General features: G+C 66.1%; 14 protein-coding genes. 9 read left to right on the forward strand and 5 right to left on the reverse strand.

Annotation, left to right across the window (positions count from 1 at the left end):
• Positions 1-47 precede the first annotated feature (47 nt).
• Positions 48-1,574 (reverse strand): aldehyde dehydrogenase family protein, encoded by a 1,527-nt coding sequence (locus C457_RS06105; protein WP_008092885.1) that lies wholly within the window; start codon positions 1,572-1,574, stop codon positions 48-50.
• Between the two features lie 132 nt (positions 1,575-1,706).
• Here C457_RS06105 and C457_RS06110 point away from each other — a divergent pair, with 132 nt between their 5' ends.
• Complete coding sequence (locus C457_RS06110; RefSeq protein ID WP_004977390.1) at positions 1,707-2,426, forward strand: helix-turn-helix domain-containing protein; 720 nt, start codon at positions 1,707-1,709, stop codon at positions 2,424-2,426.
• Positions 2,427-2,441: 15 nt separating this feature from the next.
• On the opposite strand, the gene C457_RS06115 is transcribed toward C457_RS06110, so the two are convergent.
• A complete protein-coding gene (locus C457_RS06115; RefSeq protein WP_008092886.1) occupies positions 2,442-3,281 on the reverse strand; it encodes a proline dehydrogenase family protein in 840 nt (279 codons plus the stop codon).
• 180 nt (positions 3,282-3,461) lie between these two features.
• On the opposite strand from C457_RS06115, the gene C457_RS06120 reads away from it, so the two are divergent.
• From C457_RS06120 to C457_RS06145, 6 genes are all read left to right on the forward strand, one after another.
• Positions 3,462-4,769, forward strand: coding sequence for an ABC transporter substrate-binding protein (locus C457_RS06120; protein ID WP_008092887.1), 1,308 nt, complete (start codon positions 3,462-3,464; stop codon positions 4,767-4,769).
• A 52-nt stretch (positions 4,770-4,821) separates the two neighbouring features.
• Positions 4,822-5,763 carry a branched-chain amino acid ABC transporter permease gene (locus C457_RS06125; protein WP_004977385.1) on the forward strand — a complete coding sequence of 314 codons (942 nt, stop codon included), beginning with the start codon at positions 4,822-4,824 and terminating at the stop codon, positions 5,761-5,763.
• Positions 5,760-6,884, forward strand: coding sequence for a branched-chain amino acid ABC transporter permease (locus C457_RS06130; protein WP_008092889.1), 1,125 nt, complete (start codon positions 5,760-5,762; stop codon positions 6,882-6,884). Before C457_RS06125 ends, C457_RS06130 begins: the two co-directional genes overlap by 4 nt.
• On the forward strand, positions 6,881-7,687 hold the full coding sequence (locus C457_RS06135) for an ABC transporter ATP-binding protein (protein WP_008092891.1): 807 nt from the start codon (positions 6,881-6,883) through the stop codon (positions 7,685-7,687). The genes C457_RS06130 and C457_RS06135 overlap by 4 nt, the downstream gene beginning before the upstream one ends.
• Positions 7,684-8,421 (forward strand): ABC transporter ATP-binding protein, encoded by a 738-nt coding sequence (locus C457_RS06140; RefSeq protein ID WP_008092893.1) that lies wholly within the window; start codon positions 7,684-7,686, stop codon positions 8,419-8,421. The genes C457_RS06135 and C457_RS06140 overlap by 4 nt, the downstream gene beginning before the upstream one ends.
• Positions 8,422-8,575: 154 nt before the next feature.
• Complete coding sequence (locus tag C457_RS06145; RefSeq protein WP_008092895.1) at positions 8,576-9,127, forward strand: cupredoxin domain-containing protein; 552 nt, start codon at positions 8,576-8,578, stop codon at positions 9,125-9,127.
• Between the two features lie 36 nt (positions 9,128-9,163).
• Here C457_RS06145 and C457_RS06150 read toward each other — a convergent pair whose 3' ends face one another.
• Both C457_RS06150 and C457_RS06155 read right to left on the reverse strand, forming a co-directional pair.
• Entirely contained in the window at positions 9,164-9,961 is a 798-nt protein-coding gene (locus C457_RS06150) for an RIO1 family regulatory kinase/ATPase domain-containing protein (protein WP_008092896.1), read from the reverse strand.
• A 39-nt stretch (positions 9,962-10,000) separates the two neighbouring features.
• Positions 10,001-10,438 (reverse strand): universal stress protein, encoded by a 438-nt coding sequence (locus tag C457_RS06155; protein ID WP_008092897.1) that lies wholly within the window; start codon positions 10,436-10,438, stop codon positions 10,001-10,003.
• Positions 10,439-10,618: 180 nt separating this feature from the next.
• Between C457_RS06155 and C457_RS06160 the strand changes: the two genes are divergently transcribed.
• The gene (locus tag C457_RS06160; RefSeq protein WP_008092898.1) at positions 10,619-11,761 is read left to right on the forward strand and encodes an acyl-CoA dehydrogenase family protein; all 1,143 of its coding nucleotides are present in this window, start codon (positions 10,619-10,621) and stop codon (positions 11,759-11,761) included.
• A gap of 24 nt (positions 11,762-11,785) precedes the next feature.
• Here the strand turns inward: C457_RS06160 and C457_RS06165 are convergent, their stop codons facing one another.
• Positions 11,786-12,241 (reverse strand): FlaD/FlaE family flagellar protein, encoded by a 456-nt coding sequence (locus C457_RS06165; protein WP_008092899.1) that lies wholly within the window; start codon positions 12,239-12,241, stop codon positions 11,786-11,788.
• Between the two features lie 325 nt (positions 12,242-12,566).
• On the opposite strand from C457_RS06165, the gene C457_RS06170 reads away from it, so the two are divergent.
• Positions 12,567-14,693 (forward strand): histidine kinase N-terminal 7TM domain-containing protein, encoded by a 2,127-nt coding sequence (locus C457_RS06170; protein WP_008092900.1) that lies wholly within the window; start codon positions 12,567-12,569, stop codon positions 14,691-14,693.
• The last annotated feature ends 33 nt before the right edge of the window (positions 14,694-14,726 follow it).

The raw sequence follows: 14,726 nt of genomic DNA on the forward strand, positions 1-14,726 counted from the left end.
GGAACGAAAACGTGGGACAGATGCGGGGCCGCGGCGGGTGACCGACCTTACTCGTCTTCTTTGGTCTTGATGTCCGCGGAGAGGCCCTGCGCCATGCGAATCTCCTTGGAGTTGTTGAGCGTCCACGCGGTGCGCTCGGTGACGGCCTCGATGATTTCGCGGGCCGAGGGGTAGCCGTTTCCGGACTTCTTCACGCCGCCGAACGGGAGGTGGACCTCCGCGCCGATACACGGGAGGTTCCCGTAGGCGAGGCCGACCTCGGCGTGGTCGCGGAAGTAGTTAATCTGGCGGTAGTCCTCGGAGATGACGGCACCGGCGAGACCGTAGTCGGTGTCGTTCTGAATCTCCACGGCGTCTTCGATGTCACCGGAGTACTTGAGCAAGGCGACGTGGGGGCCGAAGACCTCCTCGTGGGTGCAACGAAGGTCGTCGTGGGGGTCGGCCTCGTAGACGAACGGCCCGACCCAGTGGCCCTCCTCGTGGCCCTCGGGAATCTCGTCGGCGTCGAGTTCGGTGCGGTCGACGAGGACGTTCACGCCCTCCTTCTCCGCGAGTTCGTTGTACTTCGTGACCTTCTCCTTGTGGCCCTCCTCGATGAGAGGGCCCATGAAGGTGTCCTCGCGGAGCGGGTCGCCGACGGAGACGTTCTTCGCATTCTCGACGAAGCGTTCCTTGAACTCGTCGTACACCTCCTCGTGGACGACGATGCGCTCGGAAGAGACACAGCGCTGGCCGGTGGTCTTGAACGACGACATCGTCGCGGAGTGGACTGCGATGTCGAGGTCCGCCTTCTCCGTGATGACGATGTTGTTCTTGCCGCCCATCTCACACGCGGCGAGTTTTCCAGGGTGTTGGGCCACCTTGCTCGCGACCTCGTGGCCGACCTCGGCGGAGCCCGTGAACAATACGGAGTCGACGCGCTCGTCGTCGACGATGGTCGCGCCGGCGTCGCCGAAGCCCTGCACCATGTTGAACACGCCGTCGGGGATGCCGGCGTCTTCGAACATCTCGGCGATAATCTGACCGCACCACGGCGTCTGCTCGGCGGGCTTCCAGACGACGGTGTTGCCCTCGACGAGCGCGACGGCCATGTGCCAGAAGGGGATGGCGACGGGGAAGTTCCACGGGGTGATACAGCCGACGACGCCGCGGGGTTTGCGGCGCATGTAGGCGTCCTTCGCGGGAATCTCGGAGGGAATCACGTCGCCTTTGGGGTGGCGGGCGTCGCCCGCGGCCCACTCGACCATGTGGTACGCCTCGATGACGTCGGCGCGGCCCTCGGAAATCTCCTTCCCGCACTCTTTGGTGACGACCTCCGCGAGCTCTTCGGTGCGGTCGCGCAGTTCGTGGTAGATGTCCCAGAGGTACTCCGCGCGGTCGATGTGCGAGAGTTCGCGCCACTCCTCGTACGCCTCGTCGGCCGCGGCCGCCGCGGCGTCGATGTCCTCGGGCGTCCCTCGTCGGAACGTCCCCAGCGACTCGCCCGTCGCGGGGTTCGTGCTTTCGAACGTCTCGTCGCCGGTTCCGTCCGTCCACTCGCCGTCGATATAGTGTCGATATTCGTCCTGCGCCATATGACTCTAGAGTCACAACTAGGATTAATAACCCCGGACCCTCCCATGGAAGGGACGCGCCCGAGTCGACGCGTCAACCCGCCCCCGAGTGACCACAGACAACATCTTACGTAGCGGCGTATTACCCAGTGTATGAGCGAGCGCACGTCAGGTGAAGGCACGCGCCTCACGCTCGACCTGTGGCATCCGAACTGCTGGGCGATAGAATCGACGAGCGAGTACGACGGCGGCATCCTCGCACACGCCATCTACGACGCCCCCACCGCGGGCGTCGAGCGGTCGAACGGCCTGTTCACCGCCTACGGCGAGTCGCTCGACGAGGTCGAAACGCTCCTCGACGTTATCGCCGACTCGGACCTCACCGGCGAAGTGTTGGAACTGCAAGAGCGGTTCGACTCCCGCGGGAAGCACGTCGCGCCCGGCCCGGTCGCCCGCGAGTTCTTCTTGGAGTACGACCCGAGCGACATGATGTGTCCGCAGTTGCTCAAGCAGGGCTTCGTCCACAGCGCCCCCACGCAGATAGAAAACGGCCGAGAGCGGTGGGAAGTCTGGTTCGCGGGCGCGCGAGAGGAGATACAGCCGCGCATCGAGACCGTCATGGACGAGACCGGAGCCGAGATTCGCGTCGCCTCCATCTCCACGTCCGAGGGCGCGGAACCGGAGCGCAGTCGGCGGCTCGACACGCTCACCCGGAGTCAGCGGCAGGCGTTCGAACTCGCGCGCGAGGAAGGCTACTACCGCTGGCCCCGCGAGGTTTCCACCCGCGAACTCGCCGCCGAGATGGACATCTCGAAGACGACGCTGCTCGAACACCTCCGAAAGGCGGAATCGAAACTGCTCGACCCGCAGTAGGTCGGACGCCCCGACTCAGATGCCGGCGACGGCGCGGAGCGCGAACAGCGCGTTCGACTTCCGCTCGCGGACGCGCCGGTAGAAGTAAGAGAACCACTTGTCCCCGTAGGGGACGTACTGCCACATCTCGATGTCGGCGTCCGCGAGGTCGCGCTGGCCGTCCTCGCGCACGCCCATGAGCATCTGTACCTCGTAGGGCGTCCCGTACTGCTCGTGGAGATGGCGAGCGTGTGCGATCATGTGCGGGTCGTGACTGCCGACCGCGACGCCGTCGTCGAACTCGGTGAACATGTACTCGAGGAGTTCTTCGTACACCTCGTCCACCTTCGACTTCTCCTTGTACGCGATGGACGCGGGCTCGTTGTACGCGCCCTTGACGAGGCGGACCTTCCCCGGCACGTCGGCGAGGCGTTCGAGGTCGTCGCGCGTGCGCTTGAGGTTCGCCTGCACGCAGACGCCGACGTTCCCGCCCGTCCGGTGGCCCAAGTCGTCGACGGCGTCGAGGGTGACGTCGGTCGTCTCGTGGTCCTCCATGTCGACCCAGACGAACACGCCCTCGGCGTCCGCGGCGTCGACGATGCGGTCGAGGTTCTCCCGGAACGCGTGGTCGCCGATATCGAGGCCGATTTGCGAGGGTTTCACCGAGACACAGCCGTCGAGGTTCGTCGCGCCGAGTTGGCGGACGAGGTCGACGTACGCGTCGGCGTCGGCGTCGGCGTCGGCCCGGTCGGTGTAGTGCTCGCCGAGCAGGTTCAGTATCCCCGCGATGCCGTCGCGGTTCAGGGACTCGACGTGCGAGACCGCCCCGTCGGACGTCTCACCCGCCACGAAGTTGTTCGCGATGGGGGGTATCATGGCCGGCTATTGTGAGACACGTACCCTAAAGAGAGACCCTACCAAATCATTCTGAAAAATATTAGTGAAATAAAGAGCGGATACTCGTTTCGTCCGGCGGGTTTCGGACTCCCGACCATGGACGGTTACAGGTATATTTACGATAACTGGAGAGCATAGTTTGTTATGTCACCACACGACATGGACCGCAGAACGCTGCTGAAGCTGTCGGGACTCTCACTTGTCGGAGCGACCGCCGGCTGTCTCGAAGGCGAAGACGAGGACACGACCACGGCCACGACGACTGAGGAAAGTGGCGGTGGCGGCGGCGAGGAGACCACGACCACCGAAGAGAGCGGCGGTGGCGAGTCGTCGTACACCATCGGCATGGTCGATTCGCTCACCGGGTCGCTCGCGCCCTACGGCGAGCGCAACACCCGCGGTCGCGAACTCGCGCTCGCCGCGATCAACGATGTCGGCATCGGCTCCGAGGGTGGGTCGCTGAGAATCTCCGTTGAGGACGACGAGAGTACGAACCAGGGCGGGGTCAACGGCGCGCAGAAGCTCGTCAACCAAGACGGCGTGCCGCTCCTCATCGGCTCCGTCGGCTCGGGCGTCTCCATCGCCATCCACGACAGCGTCACCAACGACGCCGGCGTCGTCCAGATCAGCCAGAACAGCACGAGCCCCGAACTCACGTCGCGGCCGGAACTGCTCCGCATGAGTCCCTCGGGGGCGGCGAAGGGGCAGGCGCTCGCCAGCCTCGTCAGCGACGACGGCCACGACACCGTCGCCATCACGTGGATCAACAACGACTACGGGACGGGCCTCTCGGACGTGTTCGCCGAGACGTTCGAGTCCGAACTCGGCGGCACCGTCGCCTACAACGAACCCCACGACCAGGGTCAGTCGTCGTACAGCGGCATCCTCACCGAGATGGCCTCGACGGACGCCTCGGCGTGGATTTTCCTCACCTACGCGAACGAGTACACCGTCATGGTCAACGAGGGGTTCGACCAGGGTTACAACACGACCGTCGACTACTACGGCGCGGAGTCCACGGTCGCCGACTCCATCATCGAGAACACGGCCCCGGGCAGCATGGACGGTATGAAAGGTATCACCGAGAGCGCCCCGCAGGACCAGGAGAACTACCAGAACTTCGTCTCCGCGTTCGAAGAGAACTACGACGCGACGCCGACGGTCTGGTCGGCCTACGCCTACGACGCCGTCACGGTGGCGGCGCTCGCCATCGAGGCTGCCGACGAGTTCTCCGGCGAGGCGCTTTCGTCGGTCGTCCGCGACGTGACCCGCCCCGAGGGCGAGGAGGTCTTCAACTTCGAGGAGGCCGCGGCCGTCCTGCGCGACGGTGGCTCGCCGAGCGACATCAACTATCAGGGCGTCAGCGGTCCGGTCGACCTCGACGAGAACGGCGACCCGCCGGGCTACTACCAGATTTACAGCGTCCAGGACCACGAGTACGTCTTCGGCGACTACATCACGAGCTAACCATGCACGCACGGAACGGACGCCGAACGACCCTTAGGGGGGCCACCGAGCCGTGATACCGCTCCAAGTCAGCCCCTTCCAGTACGTCGCAAACGGCGTGGTGTTTTCGAGCATCATCGTCCTCGCGGCCATCGGGCTGTCGCTCGTCTACAGCATCGCGGACTTCGCGAACTTCGCCCACGGCGACCTCATGACCGTGGGGGCGTTCTCCGCGCTGTTCTCGGTCGGCTTCCTCCGACCGATGCTGGGCGACGCGGGCGTGTTCGGCCTGCCGCTTTGGTTCTTCCTCGCGCTCGCGTTCGGTATGGGCGCGGCGGCGGTCATCTCCGTCATCACCGACCGCGTCGTCTACCAACCGGTGAAGGGGTCCGACTCCATCGGCCTGCTCATCTCCAGTATCGGGGTCGCGCTCGTCTATCGCGCGCTCGTGTTCCTGTCGTTCGGAACCGAGCCGGAGCGCTACGGCGTGCCCAGACAGGGACCGATACCGTGGGTCCGTGAGACGCTCGGCATCGCGGTCACGCCGCGCAACCTCGTCGTCGTGATGCTCACTGTCGTCCTCGTGACGGCGCTGCACCTGACGCTGACGCGGACGACCCTCGGCCGGAAGATGCGCGCGACCGCCGACAACGCGGACCTCGCGCGCGTCAGCGGGATTCGGACGAGAGAGGTCATCTTCGCCATGTGGCTCATCGGCGGCGCGCTCGCCGCGGCCGGCGGCGTCTTCCTCGGGTTAGAGGAACTCGTCCGCCCGCGCATGGGCTTCGACATCCTGCTTATCATCTTCGCCGCCGTCATCCTCGGCGGCATCGGCTCCGTCTACGGCGCGATGCTCGGCGGCCTCGTCATCGGGATGGTCCACGAACTGGTTCCGCTTTTCAACCAGTGGGGAATCATCCCGGTCGGCTCGCGGTACGCCGCGGCCGTCGCGTTCGTCATCATGGTCGCCATCCTGCTCGTTCGCCCGAGCGGAATCGCGGGTGATAGCGGATGAGCGCCGTGTCCTCGTGGGTGAGCGAGACGCTCGTCCGCGACGCGACCGAGCGGCGCATCTTCGCGACGCTCGGACTCATCACGGTGCTGCTCGTCGTCGGCGTCCTCACCGGCGTCATCGGGCCGCGGTTCCTCCTGTTCCAAATCGCGCTCGTCGGGATGTACGCCCTGCTCTCGCTCGGACTCAACGTCCAGTGGGGCTACGCCGGGCTTATCAACTTCTCCGTCGCGGCGTTCTGGGGCATCGGAGCCTACTGCGCCGCGCTGTTGACCGCGCCGAACTCCCCGCTCGGACTCGGACTTCACCCGGTGTTCGGGTTCCTCGCGGCCATCGTCGTGAGCGCGTTCGTCGCGGTGCTCATCGGCATCCCGACGCTCCGCCTGCGCGAGGACTACCTCGCCATCGCCAGTCTCGGACTCGCCGAAGTCATCCGCGCCATCATCCTGAACGAGGACCAGTGGACCGCCGGGTCGAGCGGTATCAGCGGCATCCCGGAACTCCTGTCGTGGTTGCCGCTGACCGACGCCGCGACGACGGCCGCAGTGGTGGTCGTCCTCATCGCGGTCGTCTACCTGTTCCTCCGGCGCGTCCACCGGTCGCCGTGGGGCCGCGTCCTCCGGACCATCCGGTCCGACGAGGACCTCGCCAAGGCGCTCGGTAAAAACACCTACCAGTTCAAGATGCAGGCGTTCGTCATCGGCTCGGTCATCATGGCCGTCGCCGGGGCGTTCTACGCTCACTTGAACCTCTACATCGACCCCTCCGACCTCGTTCCCCTGACGACGTTCTACATCTGGATCGCCGTCATCCTCGGCGGGACCGGGTCGAACCGCGGGGCGGTCGTCGGCGCGGCCGTCGTCATCGCCATCCGCGAGGGGACCCGCTTCCTCAACGACATCGGGTTCATCCAGACGCTCGGCGTCGACCTGGCCCCGCTTCGACTGCTGTTCGTCGGCGGGCTCATCATCCTCATCATGCGCTTCCGGCAGGACGGGCTCCTTCCGCCGAAGGACGAACTCATCTGGCCGGCGGCGCGCGACGGGGGCGGTGCCGGCGGCGCGTCCGCGTCGGGTGCCGCCCCGGACGGCGGCACCGCCTCGAACGGGGGTGACGACCGATGAACGACGACGCGTACGAGGGCGCGCGCCTCGGGAAGTCGGACGTCGTTCTGAAGACGACCGACCTGGAGAAGGCGTTCGGCGGCCTCGTCGCCACCGACGGCGTCTCCATCGAGGTCGACCGCGGGACCATCACGGGGATGATCGGGCCGAACGGCGCGGGGAAGTCCACGCTGTTCAACCTCATCTCCGGCTTCTACGAGAACGACGCCGGTCACGTCACCGTCAACGGCGAGGACGTGACCGACCTCGAACCGCACGAGCGCGCCCGAAAGGGGCTCGTTCGGACCTTCCAGACGCCCCGGCGGCTGGAGGGGATGTCCGTCCGCGAGGCGATGCTCGTCGGCCCCGGACCGCAGAAAGGCGAGTCCATCTTCTCGCTTTTCTTCTCCGGCTCCGACGTCACCGAAGAGGAACGAGGGAACATCGAACAGACGCGCGAGTTGCTCGAACGGTTCGAAATCGGGCACCTCATCGACCAGCCGTCGACCGACCTCTCCGGCGGGCAGATGAAGCTCGTCGAGCTGGCGCGGGCGTTCACGACGAACCCCGACATCCTGCTCTTGGACGAGCCGGTCGCCGGCGTCAATCCGACGCTCGCAAACGACATCAAGCGGTTCATCCGCGAACTCAACGAGGAGGGTCAGACCTTCCTCATCATCGAACACGACATGCCGTTTATCATGGACCTCGCAGACCCCATCATCGTTCTCGACCAAGGGAAGGTGCTCATGGAGGGCTCGCCGGACGAAGTCCGCTCTGACGACCGCGTCATCGAGGCGTACCTCGGAGGGGCCGGCCCATGACCAACCGCGCACTCGACGTCTCCGGCGTCGACAGCGGCTACGGCGAGGTGCAGGTCCTTCGCGACCTGTCGCTCCACCTCGAATCGGACGAAATCGTCTGCATCATCGGGCCGAACGGCGCGGGGAAGTCGACCGTCCTCAAGACGGTGTTCGGCCTCCTCAAGCCGTGGACCGGCTCGGTCGAACTCGGCGGACAGGACATCACCGGCGAGGAGCCGGAGGACCTCGTCCGCGTCGGGATGGGCTACGTCCCGCAGGTGGACAACGTCTTCTCGTCGCTCACCATCGACGAGAACCTCAAGATGGGCGGCGTCGCCCGCTCCGAGGGCCTGCAGGCCAGAATCGACGAGCTGTACGACCAGTTCTCGATTCTCGACGAGAAGCGCTCTGCGAAGGCGCGGACGCTCTCGGGCGGCCAGCGGCAGGTGCTCGCGTTCGCCCGCGCGCTCGTGATGGAGCCCGAAGTGCTCCTCATCGACGAGCCCTCGGCGGGCCTCGCGCCCAACATCGTCAAGTCGGTGTTCGAGGACGTAAAGAAGGTGAACGAACTCGGGACGGCGGTCCTGATGGTCGAGCAGAACGCCCGCGAGGGGCTCGGCATCTCCGACCGCGGCTACGTCCTCGACCAGGGGACCGTCGCCTACGAGGGCGACGCCGACGGCCTCCTCGACGACCCCGAAGTCTCGCGGCTCTACATGGGCGGCGCGGACTACGAGGGCGTCGAGGGCGAGTAGCCCGCGACTCGCGGGTGCGACGCACCCCGCGGCTTCGTCCATCCGTCACGGAACGCCGTGTTCCGCCTCGACCCCCGCCGCTCTCGGTGAGATGGGGTTCCAATCGGGCGGAATTTGGGACATCGCTTATTCTTCGGGTGGTCCGACCACCGGTATGCGACTCACGAGACGACGAGCCCTCGCCGCCGCGACCGCCGGACTCGGACTGCTCGCCGGCTGTACCGGTGGTGACGACGCTGGAGAGACGGACGACGAGACGGAGTCGACCGGGTCCGAGACTGGGACCACAACCGCGACGACGGCGTCTCCGGAGACGACCACGTCACCGGACACGACGGCGACGCCGACACCGACCGAGTCGCCAACGCCGACGAGCGAACCGGCGTCGGACGACGAGTCTGACCCGCTCGTCACCATGGAGAGCGTCGCCTTCTCGCCGATGCGGTTGTCGGTCGAGCCGGGGACGACGGTCGCGTGGGAGAACAGAGAGGCGCTTCAGCACAACGTCCGCGCGGCGAGTTTCGACGACGCGGCGACCGACTGGTCGTTTCAGTCCGGGACGGTCGGCCGCGACGGGCGGGTCACCTACCGGTTCGACGACTCCGGCGTCTACCAGTACGACTGTGGTATCCACGGCTCGAAGGCGATGTGCGGGGTCGTCGTGGTCGGCGACGCGAGCTACGACGGCACGCTCCCCTGCGAGTGAGTCGGAGGACGTCGAGACACGGGGAACCGGAGACAGCTACGCCGCGTGCTTTTCTATCTCGCCTTTGAGCGCCGCGGCGTCGAAGTCGTGGTCGGGCCGGATGTTGACGAAGTCGAGGAAGTCGACGGCGTCCAAGAGCGCGTCCATACCGTAGGAGTCGAGCGCCGCGGCGACGGCTTTCTTGGGACCGACGAGCGGTTCGAGCGCCGCCAGCCCGCAGGCGAGGTCGTACGCGCGGGCGTCGCGCATCCCCTCGTCGTTGACGTTCGTCGCGTCGATGAAGTAGATGCCGTCCTCGCGGACGAGGACGTTCTCCGCCCGGAGGTCGCCGTGGGCGAGGTGGTTGTCGTGCATCTCCGCGAGCGCCGCGAACAACTCGGGGGCGAGCCGTTCGACCTCCTCCCGCGGGGCGGTGTCGAGGGTGTGGAAGTTCGGCAGGTATTCGAGGACGAGGACGCCGAGGCCGTCAACCTCGAACGCCTCGACCGGCGCGGGCGCTTGCAGGCCGATGTTCCGGAGTCGCTTCGTGGCTTCGAGTTCGTGTTCGGCCATCTCCAGCGGCGTCCCGAAGTGACCGAAGAAACCCTCCGTCCCGCTGGAGAACGCGCCGAGGTTCCGCCCGGTGGTGAAGACGGCGTGGACGAGCGAGTTCTGTTTGGAGATGACCTTCACGAACCACTCGTCGTCGACGACCATCGGGGTCGAAAGCCAGTTGTCCGCCTCGAGAAATCGGATGTGGAGGGTGTCGCGGTCGTACCGCCGGGCGAGTTCGCGGGCGACCGTCTCCAGACGCGGCCACCCGAGGCGGCCGCGGACGAGCCGACGGAGGTCCATGCACCCCCGTAAGACGAGGGGCGGCTTAACCTCGTGGGCCTACGCCGATTCCTGTCGGACTGTCAACACGGGCGCGTCGGAGCCGCGGACGACGCGCTCGGCGACGCTACCGATGAGATAGCGGTCGATGCCGCTTCGGCCGTGGGTGCCCATCACCACCAGGTCGATGTCCCGCTCGTCGGCGTGACGGATAATCTCGCTCGCGGGCGTGCCCTCGGTGACGGCGGTCTCGACCTCGACGCCGGCCTCGCGGGCCCTCTCGGCGACGCGGTCTAACACCTGTTCGCCGCTTTCGAGGAGCGCCTCTCGGACCCGTTCGAGCGAGAGCGCGGGTGCGGCGTAGCCGACCTCGCGCACGTCGGCGACGTAGAGTGCCACGAGCGTCGCGTCGTAGGTGCGGGCGTGCTCGATGGCGTGGTCCAAGGCGGCGTCCGCGCACTCGCTTCCGTCGGTCGGAAAGAGGATGTGGGAGTACATACGAGAATCTCGGACCGCGGCGCAAAAAGACCCGGACGCCTATTCCCACGCGGTGAGAGCGTTCGGGTCGGGGGCGGTCGGCCCGAAAGGGGTCGGACGGCCCCAGTTCGCCGCTCGCGCCGCCACAATTCTTCATGGTCGTTCGATTAGTTTATGTCTGGGACGGCGATAGTTTGTCGCATGGACTTCGACATCCCGGCCGAACACCGGATGATTCGCGACACCGTCCGCGAGTTCTGCGAGGAAGAAATCGCGCCCATCGCGCAGGACATCGAGGACGAACACCGGTTCCCCGCGGAGATATTCGACCAGTTGGCCGAGTTGGACGTGATGGGCGTCCCCATCGACGAGGAGTACGGTGGCCTCGGCGGCGACCAGTTGATGTACGCCCTCGTCGTGGAGGAACTCGGTCGCGTCTCGGGCGGTATCGGCCTGTCGTACGCCGCCCACGTCAGCCTCGCGTCGAAGCCCATCGAACTGTTCGGCACCGACGAGCAGAAAGAACGCTGGCTCACGCCGCTCGCGACCGGCGAGTACCTCGGCGGCTGGGCCCTGACCGAACCCGGTTCCGGGAGCGACGCCAGCGACATGGACACCGTCGCAGAGCGGGACGGCGACGGCTACGTCATCAACGGAACGAAGCAGTTCATCACGAACGCGAGCGTCGCCGGCTCCGTCCTCGTGAAGGCTGTCACGGACCCCGGCGCGGGCTACGACGGCATCTCGACGTTCATCGTCGACCCGGAGAACGACGACGGCTTCGAGGTGACGACCGAGTGGGACAAGATGGGCCTCAACTGCTCGCCGACCTGCGAGCTCTCCTTCGACGACTGCTGGGTACCGGAAGACCGACTCCTCGGCGAGGAGGGCGAGGGGTGGAAGCAGACGATGAAGACGCTCGACGGCGGCCGCATCTCCATCGCGGCGCTCTCGGTGGGGCTCGCCGAGGGCGCGTACGGTCACGCGAAATCGTACGCCCAAGAGCGCGAGCAGTTCGACCGACCGATTTCGAAGTTCGACGCCATCCGCGACAAACTCGTCTCGATGCACCGCAAGACCGAGCGGGCGCGACTGCTCACCCACAAGGCGGCGACGCGGTACGACGCCGGTGAGCGGGTCAGTCGAGAGTCCGCACTGGCGAAACTCGACGCCTCGGAGGCCGCCCGCGAAGTCGCCGAAGACGCGGTGCAGGTGCTCGGCGGCTACGGCTACACGACCGACTTCGCCCCCCAGCGGTTCTACCGCGACGCGAAGCTCATGGAAATCGGCGAGGGAACGAGCGAGATTCAACACCTCATCATCGGTCGCGAACTCGGACTCTAGGGACTCGTCGAAGCCGTCCTTTTCTCACTCCGAATCGGCCATCACCGACAGCCGGGCGACGTACGAGAAACTGCGGACGTGGTCCTCTTCGGTCGGCGCGTCCTCGAAGTCCGAGGGGACGGTAAAGGAGACGACGCGCTCGCGAATCGCGTCGTGGGGCCCGTCGCCGATCCAGCCGATATCGCGGTAGTACGACGCCATCTCCAGCGCGCCGCGGCCGCCCAATCGCTCGACGAGGTGAACGCACCACTCGAGGAGCACCCGCTCGGCCCGCGGCGTCCGCGGAATCTCGTCGAGAAACGGCTCACCGTCCGACGTGACCGCCGCGGTCGTCGCGAGGAGGCGCTCGTGGGCCACGTCGCTCCACGTCCGATTCGTCGGCGCGTCGACCCAGTCGAACGACCGGTCGCTGGTGTCCCGACGGGGTCCGGGTCCGCTCGGGGCTTCGGCGACGTTGGGACGACGTGACTCGCGCGGCATCTATCCCTGCGTGTGCATCCATCCGAATTAAGCGTTCGGGCGAACGTCCGAATATCGACATTTCTGCGACTCGCGCGAACCGTCAGCATTCCCTGTGATGTTATCTCTGATAATGTAACCGACCATTCGGTGAATGAGACCTTATTGAGGCGTAAGAGCCCCTCGAACCGGCCGCTTGTCTCTCAACCGGAACCAAGTATCAGCGTTGATAAAGAGGGCGAACCGCTTAAGTTCAGAAACGGATACACGTTTGATATCGCTCCGATGTGACACTCGTCGGAAAGAACAGTTCCAGAGGCTCACAGATGCGCACCACGACCAACTCATGACCAGCGTCGGGCAGTTCCCGTACGCGTACGCGCTGTTCGCCGCGGGCATCCTCGCGGGGGTCGTGACGCTCGTCGTCCTCGGTCGGTTCCGACTCTACTCTCGGCGGGTCCGCCTCCCGTTCGCGCTCCTGACGCTCTCCGGAAGTATCTGGGCCACCGCGTACGGCTTCGCCTTTCTCGCGACGACGCCGGGTGCCGAGTTGTTCTACGCGTATCTGGCGTGGGCCGGCGCGGCCGTGCTCCCCACGATATGGCTCATCTTCGCCCTCGTCTACGCCGGCGAGGACCAACTGCTCACCACCCAGATGGTCGGCTTCCTCGCCGTCGAGCCCGCCGTCGCAATCGCCCTCGCGCTGACGAACCACTCTCACGGACTCCTCGGGTCCTCGCTCGACCTCTGGGCGGCCACCGCACCGGACAACACCGGAGGAGCCGGTCTGCACCTTCTCGTCCCGCCCGGTCCGGAGCTCCTCTTCGTCGTCCACGTGATTTACGGCTCCGGCGTCGCCCTCACCGGGCTGACCGTCATCGGAAAGACGTACCTCCGGAGTTCGAGCATCCATCGACGACAGGCCGGGTTCCTCGTCGTCGCCGGTCTCATACCTCTCGCCGCACTCGCCGGTGAGTTCTTTTTCCCGATTCGAATCAACCCGGTTCCCCTCTCTATCGGCGTCAGCTCGGTCGTCGTGCTCTGGGCGCTCTTCAGACACCAGCTGTTCGACATCACACCCATCGCCCGCGACGCGATTCTCTCGGAGATGCGCGACGCAGTCGTCGTCCTCGACGAACAGGACCGAATCGTCGAATCGAACGGTGCCGCCTCGGAGCTACTAGAGCGGCCGGTCGACGAGTGCATCGGTGAGCCGGTCCTCGAAAGCGTTCGCGTTCCGGCCGAGGTCCGGACGGTTCTGGAGGGTCGAGACAGGGCTGAGGCGGTCGTCGAGGACGGAGGCACCTGCCGTTACTTCGAGGTCCGTTCCGAGGCGGTCGGCGACCAGACGCACGACCGCGCACTCTTGCTCGTCTTCTACGACGTGACGGAGCGCCGGCACACCGAAGAGGAGTTCCGCGCGCTCATCGAGAACTCCCGGGACGTCATCACCGTCCTCAACGAGGACGGCGAACGGACCTACACGAGCCCCTCGATGACCGAGGTGCTCGGCTATCAGACCGACGCGCTCGTCGGCGAGTCGGTGCTCGACCTCGTCCACCCCGAAGACAGAGACCGGGTCGCCGGCTGCCTCGACGAGGTGATAGCCGGCGACTCTCCCGTGCGCTCGGAGTTCAGAATCCGCCACAAGAACGGCGTGTGGCGGCGGTTCGAGACGGTCGGTGTGAACCTCCTCGACGACCCCGCCGTCGACGGCGTCGTGTTGAACTCGCGGGACGTGACCAGTCGCCATCGCTACGAACAGCGTCTCCGGGTGCTGAATCGCGTCCTTCGACACGACCTCAGAAACGACATGAACGTCATCCTCGGCCACGCGGACCTCCTTCTCGACGAGCGCATCCCCGCCGAGTCGAAAGACCACGCTCGAACGATAAAGCGGAAGGCGTCGTCGCTGGTCGAACTCGGCGAGCAGACTCGCCACATCGACACGACACTGACCCGCGGGTCGTCCGGAATCGAACCCGTCGAGGTCGTCGGGCGCATCGAGGCGCAGTTGGACGACATCGAGTCCGATTACCCCGAGGCCATCGTCCACCGGAGCCTCCCCGACGAGATGTGGGTCTCCGCGGACGACCTCATCGAATCGGCCATCAAACACCTCATCGACAACGCGCTCGAACACAACGACCGCGTCATTCCGGAAGTCGGCGTCACGGTCGAGCGAAGGGCGACCTCGACCGACTACGTGGAGATTCGAATCGCCGACAACGGGCCGGGCGTCCCCGACGCCGAGCTCTCCGTCCTCGAATCGGGGACCGAGACGCCGCTCCAACACATCAGCGGGCTCGGGCTCTGGTTGGTCCAGTGGATAATCGACCGCTCGAACGGTCGGCTCCGGTTCGCGGAGAACGACCCCAGGGGGACCGTCGCAATCGTCGGCCTCCGGAGCGCTGACCGAGCGGTCTCCGTCGGCGACGGCGGAACGGTTTCGACCGAGTCGGAGACGGACTGAGTTACGCAGCGACTGGGTGAGTCGCACAGAAAA

Origin of the sequence: Haloferax prahovense DSM 18310, assembly GCF_000336815.1 — an archaeon.
Taxonomy (GTDB): domain Archaea; phylum Halobacteriota; class Halobacteria; order Halobacteriales; family Haloferacaceae; genus Haloferax; species Haloferax prahovense.

Bases quoted from the DNA above. Each gene is read 5' to 3' on its own strand.
- C457_RS06105 (WP_008092885.1), bottom strand. From the start codon at position 1,574: ATGGCGCAGGACGAATATCGACACTATATCGACGGCGAGTGGACGGAC.
- C457_RS06110 (WP_004977390.1), top strand. From the start codon at position 1,707: ATGAGCGAGCGCACGTCAGGTGAAGGCACGCGCCTCACGCTCGACCTG.
- C457_RS06115 (WP_008092886.1), bottom strand. From the start codon at position 3,281: ATGATACCCCCCATCGCGAACAACTTCGTGGCGGGTGAGACGTCCGAC.
- C457_RS06120 (WP_008092887.1), top strand. From the start codon at position 3,462: ATGGACCGCAGAACGCTGCTGAAGCTGTCGGGACTCTCACTTGTCGGA.
- C457_RS06130 (WP_008092889.1), top strand. From the start codon at position 5,760: ATGAGCGCCGTGTCCTCGTGGGTGAGCGAGACGCTCGTCCGCGACGCG.
- C457_RS06135 (WP_008092891.1), top strand. From the start codon at position 6,881: ATGAACGACGACGCGTACGAGGGCGCGCGCCTCGGGAAGTCGGACGTC.
- C457_RS06140 (WP_008092893.1), top strand. From the start codon at position 7,684: ATGACCAACCGCGCACTCGACGTCTCCGGCGTCGACAGCGGCTACGGC.
- C457_RS06145 (WP_008092895.1), top strand. From the start codon at position 8,576: ATGCGACTCACGAGACGACGAGCCCTCGCCGCCGCGACCGCCGGACTC.
- C457_RS06150 (WP_008092896.1), bottom strand. From the start codon at position 9,961: ATGGACCTCCGTCGGCTCGTCCGCGGCCGCCTCGGGTGGCCGCGTCTG.
- C457_RS06155 (WP_008092897.1), bottom strand. From the start codon at position 10,438: ATGTACTCCCACATCCTCTTTCCGACCGACGGAAGCGAGTGCGCGGAC.
- C457_RS06160 (WP_008092898.1), top strand. From the start codon at position 10,619: ATGGACTTCGACATCCCGGCCGAACACCGGATGATTCGCGACACCGTC.
- C457_RS06165 (WP_008092899.1), bottom strand. From the start codon at position 12,241: ATGCCGCGCGAGTCACGTCGTCCCAACGTCGCCGAAGCCCCGAGCGGA.
- C457_RS06170 (WP_008092900.1), top strand. From the start codon at position 12,567: ATGACCAGCGTCGGGCAGTTCCCGTACGCGTACGCGCTGTTCGCCGCG.